The 12,821-nt window shown below is 43.8% G+C and carries 12 protein-coding genes; 2 read left to right on the top strand and 10 right to left on the bottom strand.

The window, feature by feature from the left end:
* The 5 genes from SFU91_03955 to SFU91_03975 all read right to left on the bottom strand — a co-directional run bounded on the left by SFU91_03955 (position 1) and on the right by SFU91_03975 (position 6,928).
* Positions 1–3,003 (bottom strand): TonB-dependent receptor, encoded by a 3,003-nt coding sequence (locus tag SFU91_03955; GenBank protein ID MDX2128170.1) that lies wholly within the window; start codon positions 3,001–3,003, stop codon positions 1–3.
* A 171-nt stretch (positions 3,004–3,174) separates the two neighbouring features.
* Positions 3,175–4,221: a DUF3667 domain-containing protein gene (locus SFU91_03960; protein ID MDX2128171.1), complete on the bottom strand. Its 1,047-nt coding sequence runs from the start codon at positions 4,219–4,221 to the stop codon at positions 3,175–3,177.
* Between the two features lie 95 nt (positions 4,222–4,316).
* Positions 4,317–5,030 (bottom strand): DUF5683 domain-containing protein, encoded by a 714-nt coding sequence (locus SFU91_03965; GenBank protein MDX2128172.1) that lies wholly within the window; start codon positions 5,028–5,030, stop codon positions 4,317–4,319.
* Positions 5,031–5,126: 96 nt separating this feature from the next.
* Positions 5,127–6,065 carry a ParB/RepB/Spo0J family partition protein gene (locus SFU91_03970; GenBank protein MDX2128173.1) on the bottom strand — a complete coding sequence of 313 codons (939 nt, stop codon included), beginning with the start codon at positions 6,063–6,065 and terminating at the stop codon, positions 5,127–5,129.
* An 11-nt stretch (positions 6,066–6,076) separates the two neighbouring features.
* Complete coding sequence (locus tag SFU91_03975; GenBank protein MDX2128174.1) at positions 6,077–6,928, bottom strand: AAA family ATPase; 852 nt, start codon at positions 6,926–6,928, stop codon at positions 6,077–6,079.
* Positions 6,929–7,074: 146 nt separating this feature from the next.
* On the opposite strand from SFU91_03975, the gene SFU91_03980 reads away from it, so the two are divergent.
* Positions 7,075–7,722, top strand: coding sequence for a DNA-3-methyladenine glycosylase (locus SFU91_03980; GenBank protein ID MDX2128175.1), 648 nt, complete (start codon positions 7,075–7,077; stop codon positions 7,720–7,722).
* Positions 7,723–7,760: 38 nt separating this feature from the next.
* Here the strand turns inward: SFU91_03980 and SFU91_03985 are convergent, their stop codons facing one another.
* The 4 genes from SFU91_03985 to SFU91_04000 all read right to left on the bottom strand — a co-directional run bounded on the left by SFU91_03985 (position 7,761) and on the right by SFU91_04000 (position 10,428).
* A complete protein-coding gene (locus tag SFU91_03985) occupies positions 7,761–8,366 on the bottom strand; it encodes a YdeI/OmpD-associated family protein (protein MDX2128176.1) in 606 nt (201 codons plus the stop codon).
* Positions 8,367–8,481: 115 nt separating this feature from the next.
* On the bottom strand, positions 8,482–9,753 hold the full coding sequence (gene hemA / locus SFU91_03990; protein ID MDX2128177.1) for a glutamyl-tRNA reductase: 1,272 nt from the start codon (positions 9,751–9,753) through the stop codon (positions 8,482–8,484).
* Between the two features lie 45 nt (positions 9,754–9,798).
* Positions 9,799–10,146, bottom strand: a complete 348-nt coding sequence (locus SFU91_03995; protein MDX2128178.1) for a PIN domain-containing protein — start codon at positions 10,144–10,146, stop codon at positions 9,799–9,801.
* 39 nt (positions 10,147–10,185) lie between these two features.
* Complete coding sequence (locus SFU91_04000; protein MDX2128179.1) at positions 10,186–10,428, bottom strand: hypothetical protein; 243 nt, start codon at positions 10,426–10,428, stop codon at positions 10,186–10,188.
* A gap of 187 nt (positions 10,429–10,615) precedes the next feature.
* Here SFU91_04000 and SFU91_04005 point away from each other — a divergent pair, with 187 nt between their 5' ends.
* Positions 10,616–12,286, top strand: a complete 1,671-nt coding sequence (locus SFU91_04005; GenBank protein MDX2128180.1) for a formate--tetrahydrofolate ligase — start codon at positions 10,616–10,618, stop codon at positions 12,284–12,286.
* 66 nt (positions 12,287–12,352) lie between these two features.
* Here the strand turns inward: SFU91_04005 and SFU91_04010 are convergent, their stop codons facing one another.
* Positions 12,353–12,718, bottom strand: coding sequence for a helix-turn-helix domain-containing protein (locus SFU91_04010; GenBank protein MDX2128181.1), 366 nt, complete (start codon positions 12,716–12,718; stop codon positions 12,353–12,355).
* Positions 12,719–12,821 lie beyond the last annotated feature (103 nt).

Consider the following 12,821-nt stretch of genomic DNA (forward strand, 5'->3'; position numbering starts at 1 on the left):
TTAAAAATTAAGTGTCATTCCAAGCGATAAGCGCCGCGGTTCAGAAAGTCTGCCGGGCTGTTGGAAAAATTCTTCAACGGTATTGAGTGTATTGAATTGATTGTTCTGAATCGGGAGTAAAATATTATTGACGGCGCTTCCGGTGCGTGCATACACACCAAGCTCATTGGCCGCATCTAAGAGATTGAAAACTTGCAAAAACAATCCTATCCCGACGCCATCGAAATTGAAATTTTTCGATGCCCGTAAATCCATTGTAAAAGTAGCAGGGCTGGTTGCGGTGTTTGTAATCAGCCGTGCAACACCGCCACTTGGTGCGGGAATCAATTCAGGTGTGAATGGAAAGCCTGAGCCGTAACGTGCGATAACTCCCACATTCCAATCATCAGAAGCGTAGTTGGCCGTGATGTTTAAGGTGTGACGCTGATCCCAAGGCAATGGTAAAAGTTGTGTTTCAACTTCTGCCCCTCCTCGACGTTGATTAGCAGCTGAACCCGGATCGGCAGAGTTGCCTTGGGCAATTTGAAGCGTATAATCGACGCCAAAACTTATGGCATTTGATACCTGCTGTGTTACTGAAAGTGTAATCCCACGAACAAATCCGTAATCGAAATTATCAAATATAAAATATTGTGCGCCGTTTACGAGGTCACGAATAAAGGCCGAACTGGCAAGGTCGCGAATATCACGGAAGTAAGCCGTTAGGTTTATCCCAATTGATTCTCCGATTTGCTGTTGAAGCCCGATTTCACCACTGGTTGTTCGCTGCGGTTTAATATCCGGATTTCCGAATGGGCCAATGAACCCGCCGGCGCCGGCCTGCTCTCCATATTTATAACGCGAGTTTTCATAAAGCAGAGATAACTGTGGCATTTGAAAAAATTGACCAAATGAAAAATAAACCAACCCGTTTTCGGTAATCGGAAATGAAACGCCAAGCCGTGGGCTTATGGCATATTTTGGTGTTGCATCAATTTGGCGATTGGTTGTTCCATTCCGCTCAGCATAAATACTATCGGGCAGGAGCTTAATAAATTCGCTGGGGTCACTGGGATCTCTTGGGATTGTAGTTCTTGAGTTGAAGTAATCGAACCGGATGCCTAAGTTGATGACTAAACTGCCGAATTCAATTTTATCCTGTAAATAAGCCGCAAGTTCAAACGGCGTTCTTTGGTAAACATCGCCCCCTCCAAGCTCTGTCACAGGGTCGGCAAGTTCGGGTTGAAATCCATTGACAAGGTTTGGAACCCCATTTTCAAATTGATCTCTAACGACAAGGGCATTGAAATCGAGACGATGAAATTTCACATCAACGCCCATTTTCACAAGATGAATATCGGTCATTTGACTGGTCAGGTCGGCTCTGAAGTGATTGGTATTTGTCGTGCGGTCAAAGCGATCATTTTTTGTACCACCGGCTAAAAAGAAATCGCCTTGCCCGACATTGCCTCCCAGACCCGGAAATTGATAGCGAGGGTCAAGTGGGTTTTCGAAAACATAATTGAATGACCGCGTGTTGTAATTGGAGTAAGTTGCTTCAATAAAGGTTGTATTTGAAGCAGTGTAAGTGATTTTGCCGATATGATTCAGTGTGTTTCGAAAGAACCGCTGATCGCCATCCGGATTTAATGACCAGCCGTGATCATACGATCTGAAATTTTCATCCTCATAATTCAAACTATAGGTGAGTTTAAGGATAGCAGATCCCTTAAAAGCCAATTTGGTTTGAAATGAACGGCGCTCGTAGTTGCTCAGCGGAACAACCGCATCATCGCCAGTCCCTAAATTTCTATAGTTATTAAAGATCGCAAGGTTTGAAGTCGTTGGGTTGTATGGTACCGCGACCGGGATGCCATTGGCACGGTCAACGATTGCACGGCCATTTTGGTCAAGTGCAATCGGTGGGGAGGTTGGGTTTCCCGGAAATGAAATCGTACCAAAGCCTTGATTGCCGATAACGAATCGACCCCGAATTGCCGGAAAAGGGGTTTGTAATAAGGCATATGGATTATTGACAACATCCAAAAGCGAGAGGACATCGCCGGGTTGATATTGACGAATCCCGTTCAGAAATCCATCGTTCGCGAAATACCGACCTGCCGCATAAAATGTTAAATCGTTTCCCGTAAAAGGAACGGGGCCACTGATATTAGCCTGCATATTTGGGATTGCTAAGGGAGAAACTGAAGAAAGCCCACGGTACGAAGAAGCACGTGAAGTCAGATAGTCTCCACCATAAAGCATCATTTGACCGGTATATTTTTCACTTCCGTCTTTGGTAATGATGTTCACAATACCCGACATCGCTTGGCCGTACTCGGCATTAAACGCACCGGAAATGACTTGCACTTCTTGAATCGTTTGCGGGTCAATAAAATTCGAAGCCCCGGCTTGAAAGGTACGACTGAAATTACCGTCGAAAACATCGGTTACAGAAATGCCGTCCACCAAATAAGCGACTTCATTTCGACGGCCACCTCGGAAACTTCCACCGACAACCCCCGCTTGAATGCCAATGACTTGGTTGATGTCTTCCACCGGCAACGCTTGAATTTCTTCCGAACTTACAACCGCAGCTGAATAAGTTTGATCTTTGACCACAATCGGACGCTCAGCTCGAATCACGATTTCATCACTTCTGATTTCATCGGTGTTCAAAACAAAATCAAGCCTTTCGGTATAATCAGCTTTGATTCGAATATTGGTTACAGTTTTGGGTTGATACCCAAGATAAGAGGCTTTAATGGTATAAGTCCCGGGAGGAATATTAAGAATGGTATAATTCCCGTTGGCATCTGTGGTGCCGCCGTATCGCGTCCCATCAATTTTAATATTGGCACCAATCAATGGTTCTTTCGTATTTACATCGATGACCGAACCGGTCAATTTTCCTGTCGTGCCTAAAACGGTCGCGGGCTTTTCAATGGCTGCCCCAATGCTTTCTTTGGCAGAGAATGATGCTAAACATACCAATGCCAAAAATGCCGAGATCAATGACTTCATATTGGTGAAGAGGCGATTTTGCCCCTGTCATTCGTTATTGGATTAATGAACTTGATTTATTTCGGCTTTGAACTGCCGTTGAAACAACTATTTAATCGTTTCAATTAAGTTTTTGAACATAGTTTTTTTTAATCAATTGTCAAAAAAACTTTTTTCTTTAGTTGAATTCCTTTAGAAACCAATAAGAACCAATAGGGCTGCAACCCCCATTCCAATGACCAAAGCGAAAGAATAAATTGAATTGAGCAAAAAAAACTTTACAAAAGTTTTTAATCGGCTTTGACCATAAACCCGCCTCATCGCAAGAAATAAATAGACGGGTGGATAGATATACATCCAATTTGAAATGGTTTCCAACCATTCAAGATGAAGCCGCTCACCCAATTCACTAAACAAGATATTGAAGAGAAAAACCAAGAAGAGCAGTGCATGAACATGCAATGAAAAAACCAAATGCTCGGTATAAGCCATCACGGACTTTCTAAATAACACTCTTAAGACAAGTGCAAAAAGAGGCATTAAAAAAAACAGCATGTGAGTAAACCTTCTTAAAATCAGTTCACTAACCCCATTCGGTCTTTCCTCAAGAGCTTTATAGTTTTTCTCGATTCGTTTAACAAACCAATTTTCACTTGAGTCAGAAGAAATGTCAATAAGTTTTTTTCCTTCCTTCTTCGAATTGAGAATTGATTTTTGTTTGCTTTCACCTTTCTTCGCTTCACTTTGCGAGATCTTACCGTTTAATCCGATTTGCCACTCATCATCAACTTCTTGTTCATTTGTGGTATCTGATAAAAGAGAATCAAGTTTCCCGCCTTCTCTCAATCCCTGTTCAAACTCACGAAATTTGCTTTTTCCTTCTTCGGTTTCGTCTTTTGAACCATTTAAGAACCCGTTCAGAATAAAGAATACAATTGTCGAGAAAAGGAAAAAACGAAATGGTGGCAAATACCCAATTCGCTTTCCTTGATTATACTCTTGCGTTAATGCACCCGGAAATCGAAAAAAAATGCGCAAGGTTTTGACGAGTCTTGAATCCCACATAAAGAAATCCAAAACACTTTCTTTAATAAATTTTCCAAAAGACGTTTTCAAACCTTCACGCGCAGGCTGCCCGCAATTGGGGCAAAAATTGCCTTGATACACCGTGCCACAGTTCAAACAGGTTTGTTCTGAACTTTCACGCACGGTGATATCTGAGGTTTGAAGTTGATCCATATCGTTCGGATGGTTAATGTTATTTTTTATTCTTTTGGTTTAAGCCTACTGTAAAAACCGCATTAAATAGGCTTTGTTAGAGTCAAAGAAACGTTCTAAAATCCTATTTGTATCCCGACTGATGCACCTTGGGGAATCGATGGGATTAATTCATTTTGATTAGGGCCAAATTGAGGGGCGATTCGAATAGAGAGATTATCAGAAGTTTCAAACCCGAAAAAATGCGCATCGATATAGGCATCAAGCAAGGCAAGCGCGTATGCCGCAACAAAAAAAATGTAATATTGATCGCGATTGGTTCGGTAAAAATCACGAAGCCGCCGGTTTGATTCTGCAAGCGGGTCATTTGTGGCTAAGCTGTTGATATATCGCTCTCGGTAGTCCAAGTAAAGCGTATTGTTTGTCAGTGCGAGGTACATCATTGCCCCAAGTCCTCCATAAACAATGGGTATTTTCCAATACGACTCGTTATAGAATTGCCCGAAGCCCGGAAACGGAATGGACCATAACACCACTTGCCAAGGCTCCATCCGAGAGGCTGTATCTTGCCTTTCAGAAACAATTTGATTCGCAATAACGAATCGAGAGGAATCTGAAAGCACCTGAAGCGAATCATCTTCAAAACTATTTACTCGTTTTCTTTCAATTAAGGAATCCGCCGATACCAAAGGAAGTGACCGTTCAACAGGAATTGAAATCGAATGGGCAAATAAATTTGAACACGGGTGATTAACGCAAAAAAAAATCAAAAAAATAATGGCATCTTTTAGCGATTCAAGCCATTTGAAAGGACGCTTTTTGAAAGGCAAGCTAGGTTAGGATTAAGGTTGTCAAAGCAAGGCAGAAAATATTCAACATCCCAATTTCTTTTTTCCACAAACTGCATTGAAACGGAAAATGAAGAATTATTGCGGTATGGAGGAAATCGCTTCTACAATCCGATCCAATTCATCGGTTGAAAAATATTCAATTACGATTTCGCCGTTACCTTTTGCGGTATGATTAATTTTAATTTTTGTTGCCAATTTTTGCCTTAAAAGATTTTCATATTCGGCGGCACTTTCTGCACCCTTCATCAATTTGGGTTGCGGTTTTTCACCTTTTTCTATCGCGGCTTCTCGAACGGCTTTCCCTACCAATTGCTCCACTTTGCGAACAGAGTGCTGCTGTTCAAGGGTTTGTTTCCAAATCTCAAGTTGCTTTCGTGTGCTTTCCAGTGCAAGCAAGGCACGGGCATGCCCCATCGTGATTTCACCGATGCGAAGGCTTTGGAGTATGTCGTTGGGTAATTTAAGGAGTCTTAAAAAATTTGTGACAGTTGAACGGTCTTTCCCTACACGCTGCGAAATTTGCTCTTGCGTAAGCCCGCATTCCTCCATTAAGCGTTTATAGCCATTGGCAATTTCAATGGGGTTTAGCTTTTCGCGCTGAACGTTTTCGATGAGTGCAAGCTCAAGCATTTCGCGGTCTGAGCGGATATCAAGGATATAAGCGGGAATCTCTTTTATTCCGGCAAGGGTTGACGCACGAAGCCGCCTTTCGCCGCTGATGAGTTCATAGCCCGAATCGGTTTTTCGAACGGTAATGGGCTGAATGACCCCTTTTTCAATAATCGAGTTTTTTAACTCTTCAAGCGCCACGGGGTCGAAATCGACACGCGGTTGAAACGGATTTGGGCGAACCAAGGCCACTTCAATTTTGCCGATGGTTCCGGTCGCTCCTGTGGCTACTTCGCGAACAATAGTAGTGGTTTCGCCTGTCTCGGTTTTTTTTTCAAAGACTTCCATCCCGCCTGTTGGAATCAAAGCTTGAAGCCCTCTGCCTAATGGTGGTTTTTGTGCCATAATTTCGCTCGCTATTCGTTGATTGGATCAGTTGTGCCGGCGCCGGGTGTGTTTTTCTCACTGCCTTTTGTTTTCGTATTCACGCGCTTAAAGCGGCGGATGCCATCGCGCTCAAACATTTCGTAGGCCAAGTCGAGATAATCTTTGCTGCCCAAACTTTGCGCATCATAAAGCAAAATCGGCTTTCCGTGGCTTGGGGCTTCAGAAATTTTTACATTTCTGCGTATCACCGTATTGAACACTTTTTCTTTGAAATACTTTCGAACTTCTTCGGAAACTAAATTTGAAAGGCGAAGCCGGCTATCGAACATCGTAAGCAAAACGCCTTCAATTTCAAGTTCAGGGTTTAAGTGCTTGCGAACGATATTGATGGTATTGAGCAATTGCCCAAGCCCTTCAAGCGCGTAGTATTCGGTTTGAACCGGAATAAGAACGGCATCGGCTGCGGTGAGCGAATTAACGGTTATCAAACCCAAAGAAGGCGGGCAATCGATTAGCACATAATCATATTTCTTCCGAACTTTTGCGAGCGCTTCTTGCATCACGCGTTCGCGATTCGGGACATCCACAAGCTCAATCTCAGTTCCTACCAGATTGATATGAGAAGGTACAATATCAAGATACGGGATGTTGGAAGAGTGAATTACATTTTCGATATCGACCTTATCGATGAGCACTTCGTAGATTGTTTTACTTTCCTCAGTCATTTTTGTACCTGAGCCCGAAGTTGCATTGGCCTGCGGGTCAATATCGATTAAAAGAGTTGTCAATTCTGCTGCCGCAATGGCCGAGGCAAGATTGACAGCGGTGGTTGTTTTTCCCACGCCCCCTTTTTGGTTTACAATAGCGATAACTTTTCCCATCGAAACAGACGAATGATTAAAATTCGGTTGGTATGCCTCTGGCTTTTCTTTGTTTGCCTTTTTTCGACATAAACATTAAATATAAGGATTCATCACCATATTTAATTTTTAACGACATATCGTTCATTTTCGATAACACTCATTCTGTGAATTCACGGTTTTCATCTCTGTATCATCCTTTGCCGGAATCGTATTTTTCTATGCCAACGGTGAGTCTGGCAAAGTCGCTGCTTGGGAAAGTGCTAGTTCATCAAACACCGGAAGGAACACGCTCGGGGGTCATAGTTGAAACTGAAGCATATATCGCTCTTGAGGATGAGGCTTGCCACGCCTACCGGGGAATCACGCCACGAAATGCCGTCATGTTTGGTGCACCCGGGTTGGCGTATGTGTATTTCACTTACGGCAATCACTTTATGCTGAATGTGGTTTCAGAACCTGAAGGCATTGCCGCGGCAGTCCTCATTCGCGCGGTTGAACCGATGATGGGCTTTGAAGCGATGAAATCGTTTCGAAATAACATTGAAAAAGAGATTGACCTCACGAATGGGCCGGGGAAACTCACTGCCGCGTTCAGTATCGGGAAAAAGGAAAACGGGCTTGAGCTCTTTCAATCTCCCTTGTTTATCGCAGAAAACCCTCACGCCAAGAGGAAATTCGAGATCTCGGTTTCTACTCGAATCGGTATTACTCGGAGTGTTGAATTACCGTGGCGGTTTTTTATCAAAGGCAATCCGTTTGTTTCGAAAGCAACACCTTCAGGAAGCGATGGAAAGTTGAAGTTCAAAAAATAACTTCTCCTTTTATTATTGCCTTGGCTACAAATGAGGGCTTACTGACGGTAATGATTGGCTTTGATATTTTTTTCTGCCAGCGAAACGGTTTCATCGATGCGTTTCGTTCGGGTTTCAACTTTTTTCGCTGCTTGTATCCATTCTAAGATGCCCCGCTTAGACGACGGCGGAAATTTTTCCCAGTTGCTATAAGCCACTTGATTGGATTGAAATCGCGAGAGAAGATCTTCGGGAAGAATAAGGGCATCTACTTTTTCCAAGGCTTCCCACGTTCCGGTTTGCTTTGCCAAAGCAACCATTTCAAGCCCTGCGGGCATCATTTTTCCTTCTGCAATAAGGCGCTCCACTTTCTTTTTATTGATTGCACTCCAGTTGCTTTTGGGGTTTCGCTTTGCAAAGAATTGATAATAACTCACGTCGTCTCGTTTGTTTGGCTTGCTATCCACCCAACCAAAGCACAACGCTTCATCCACCGCTTCGGGATAGTAAACCGAGGGAATGCCGCTTTCTTTTCGGTAGATGATCAGCCATACTGATTTATGCGTTTGATGATGCGCTTGAAGCCACGCTCGCCACGCAGCAGCAGAATTGGCTTCTACCGCCAAGACGCCATCCTTCATTTCGGGTTTTCGAGAAGTTTTCACAGTTCAATTATATCATAAACGACATCCCAGAACCGCGCCAAATACATACGAGAGGTAATGATTTCCCAGATATATAGCATCTTGAATTTTTCTCTTTTATTCGAATGGAATAGAATTATCGCTCTACCTTTTCTAATTCGAAGAGGGCGCGAATGAGATTGATTTTTCCGGCGGTGGATTGCGCGGTATCGAGCGGTGACTTGAGGCTTGAGATGGGAAGATGAAGAAATTTACGCATCATTCGCTCCGCAACTTGCGCCGTGCGCTTGTACTCTTCCTCCGACACCTTTCCCTTGATTCGCTCTAATTCCTCATTGAGAATGCTCTGAAACTTCGCGTTTAAGTCTCGTATTGTAGGTGCAACTTGCAGGCTATTAAACCACGTTTCAAACTCGACTAATTCCTCGCCTACAATCTTTTCAACCTTGGGCAACTCGGCACGGCGGGCTTCAAGATTCTTGCTTACAATGCCTTGAAGGTCATCGACATCTTTGAGAAAAACATTGTAAATCGAGCCGGCTTTTGGGCTGATATTGCGCGGGACGCCTAAATCCAAAAAGAGAATTGGCTCGTGCTTGCGGGCTTGCATTCCTTTTTCAATAGCGCTTTCTGAAATCACTTCACCGGTGCCACCTACTGCGGTGATCACAATATCATATTCACCCAAGTATTGACTAAAACTTGTGAATGGAATTACAGATGAGGTGCCTAAATCTCGTGCGAGTTCTTCGGCGCGTTCGGTGGTTCGATTGGTGATTGAAATATGCGTGACCCGCTTTTCAAGCAAGTGTTTGGCGGCAAGGGCGGCGGTTTCGCCGGCACCCACAAGCAAGACACGCTTTGCGGAAAGATCTGAAAATATTTTTTTCGCCAATTCAACCGCCGCGTAACTCACCGAGATAGCCCCGTCTGTCAGTTTAGTTTCAGTTCGCACCCGCTTCGCCACTGAAAAGGCTTGATGACAGAGCCGATTCAGTACCGTTCCCGTTGCCTCGGTTTCAGCAGCAATGCGGTAGGCATCCTTCACTTGCCCTAAAATTTGCGATTCGCCTAAAATCATCGAATCGGCACCCGAAGTCACCTCAAAAAGATGCTTCACCGCACCGCAAGCGAAGCGTGAGAAAAAGTGCTCAGGCCGAACTTCTTTACGCGCGTGTTTTCGCTCGATAATCAATTCCTTCAAGTGCTCTGCCGTAACCTCTTCGCGGGCGGGCACGGCATAAAGCTCCGTACGGTTGCATGTCGAAACAAGGAAAGATTCTGTAACAAGACCCGATTGAGAAAGCTCTTCAAGCAATGCTTTCGCCTCTGTCTCAGTAAAAGACAGACGCTCACGAATCTCAACCGGCGCGGTTTGATGCGTTGCGCCAATTGAAATCAGATTCATAACACTATGCGAAGAACTTTTTTCCATTTAAATTTGAATTCCATTTCAATCCCAAATAACGACTAATCCCTTAATCCCCTTAAATGATTCGTCGCTTGAAATTATTGCTGCATCAACCCAAATAGCAGAGGCAACAATCATTCGGTCGTGCAGTTCACTCAATTTCAATTTTTGAGCCTCATTAAGTATTTCAACATTTAAATCAATAACATTATATAAACCCGATTCCTTTATTGATTCAAGAACTGAATCTAAAGTCAAGTGAATTCGCTTTTTTTCTGAGAGATACAGAATTTCCATCAAAGAAACTGCCGAAATAAAGTAGTTATCTCTAGATGATTCAATGTTGGCTAAAATTCTTTTTTGCTCTTTTACCAATATCTCCTTTTCCAGATAAGTGACGAATAATCGTTACGGTATCAAGGAGGTAATTCACTGTGCTCTTTTAAGAATTTTTTCTTGCAGCTCTATTCTTAGTCCTGTTAAATCTTCTTTTAATTCTTCATCACTTCCAAAATCAACATCTTTCCAAATACCTTTTAGTGAAATACGTTTCTTTTTGCGTTTTGGCTTAAGGATACTTTTAACTTCCTTATCAAACTCTTTAAACTGTTCATCCGATAATTCCCTAATCTCCTCGATGAGCAACTGCTTTTTTACATTAATAGATAACATGCCTTCTCATTTTATTTTGATTTCAAAATTAACACTTCTTTCTCGTATTCATATTCCAACGTTTACCATCCTCTCAATCATCAAAAGATTTTTTAAATGAAGCTTAGGAACATTTCTTTGAGAATGAATCTATTCTTAATATCGTTTTTAGTTTTCATTTACATTATAACCAATTCACAACGGCAAAATGCTGACTGACCTTGAGATTGCGCGTGCCGCAACACTTCACCCGATTCAATCCATCGCTCAAAAACTAAACATCCCACTCGATGAATTGGAACTCTACGGAAAATTCAAAGCCAAACTCCCGCTTCACCTTATCAATAGTGATAAGCTAAACACTTGTAAACTCATCTTGGTTTCCGCCATTACGCCGACGCCTGCCGGGGAAGGCAAAACCACCAATAGTATTGGCCTAACCGACGGGCTTAACCGAATTGGAAAACGCGCAACCGCCGTTTTGCGCGAGCCCTCGCTTGGGCCTGTTTTTGGAATTAAAGGCGGTGCAACCGGCGGCGGTAAAGCGCAAGTGGTGCCAATGGAAGATATCAACCTGCATTTCACCGGCGATTTCTCCGCAATCGAAAAAGCCCACAACTTGCTGGCCGCAATCATCGATAATAATCTTCAAAACAAAAAAAATAAGCTCGGCCTTGAAGCGCGCAGCATTCGTTGGAAACGCGTGATGGATATGAACGATCGCTCACTGCGAAAAATCTTGGTTGGGCTTGGCGGCACGGCGCAAGGCATTCCACGCGAAACGGGATTCGATATCACCGCGGCTTCGGAGGTGATGGCCATTCTTTGCCTTTCTCGCTCTTTCGCCGATTTGAAACAGCGGCTTGGAAACATTTTTGTGGGGATGACCACTGAAAAAAAACCCGTATTCGCCCGCGACCTCAAAGCGCACGGGGCTATGGCCGCTTTGCTTAAAGACGCCGTAAAACCAAACTTGGTTCAAACCTTGGAAGGAAACCCTGCAATATTGCACTGCGGCCCATTTGCCAATATCGCACAAGGCACCAACACCATTTTTGCAACCAAAATGGGAATGAGCCTTTCGGAGTATGTGGTTACGGAGGCAGGTTTTGGCTTCGACTTGGGCGGTGAAAAGTTCTTGGACATCAAGTGCGGGTATGCAGGAATATCACCTTCGGCGGTGGTGATTGTCGCCACCGTTCGCGCGCTGAAATATCACGGCGGAGGCGATTTGAAAGAACTCAAAACACCAAACCCAAAAGCAGTTGAAAATGGACTCGCCAATTTGGAAAAGCATTTGGAGAATGTGAAGAAGTTTGGGCTTGAACCGATTGTCGCCATCAATAAATTTTACACCGATACCCCGGAAGAACTTTCGTTGATTAAAGAGCGATGCGCCGCCTTGGGCGTGAACGTCTCGCTTTCGGAAGTATGGGAAAAGGGCGGCGAAGGTGCGGTTGAACTCGCAACCTTTGTTGCAGAAGCGGCTGAAAAGAAACGCGGGAAGCATCAACCGCTTTATGATTGGGCTGCACCGGTTGAAGAAAAAATCAAAACCATTGCACGTGAAATTTATGGAGCTTCGGGCGTTGAATTTCAATCAAAGGCCAAGAGCGACCTTAAACTCATCGAATCGATTGGTCTTCAAGCTTTGCCTATTTGCATTGCCAAAACACAGAAATCGCTTTCCGATAACCCTGATCTTTTGGGCAGACCCACGGGCTTTACACTCTCGATTCGTGAAATTGAAATCGCCGCAGGCGCAGGATTTTTGGTTCCGATTGCCGGCGAGATGATGCGTATGCCGGGCTTGCCGGAAACACCGGCTTCGGAGATGATTGATATTGATGATGAAGGAAATATAACGGGGCTTTTTTAGAAAGGCTTTCCCCCACCTTCTTCCAAATTCAAAGCATTTACTTCTTCACTAATACTCTGATTAGTCTTACTTCCTTTTTGGCTCGGAAACCACCCCAACCAACGTCTCGTTCTTAAATGCATCGCCCCAAGTGCGGAGAGATTTGATGAGGGGAACGGCGGTTTTTCCTTTTTTGGTGAGGCTGTATTCCACCTTCGGCGGCACTTCATTATAGACTTTGCGCGAAATCAAGCCGTCTTTTTCAAGGTCGCGAAGTTGCTCGGCAAGCATTTTATGTGTGATTCTGCCCAAGTCTTTTTTCAGTTCACCATATCGCCAAACCCGATCTTTAAGACGCCACAAAATGGGCATCTTCCATCGCCCGCCTAAAACATCAAGTGCTAATTCAACAGGGTTGTTATAAAATTTTTTTCGAAACTCGAATCTTGGCATTGCTTTAATTCTCTTAATTCCTCAATTCTTCCCGAAAGGGTAGTTACTCACAGCAAAGTGCGTTCTTGACGCGCGTCATTTTTGCGGCTACTTTGCGGCGCAC

It is taken from the genome of Chloroherpetonaceae bacterium (assembly GCA_033763895.1).
Taxonomy (GTDB): Bacteria; Bacteroidota; Chlorobiia; order Chlorobiales; family Thermochlorobacteraceae; genus JANRJQ01.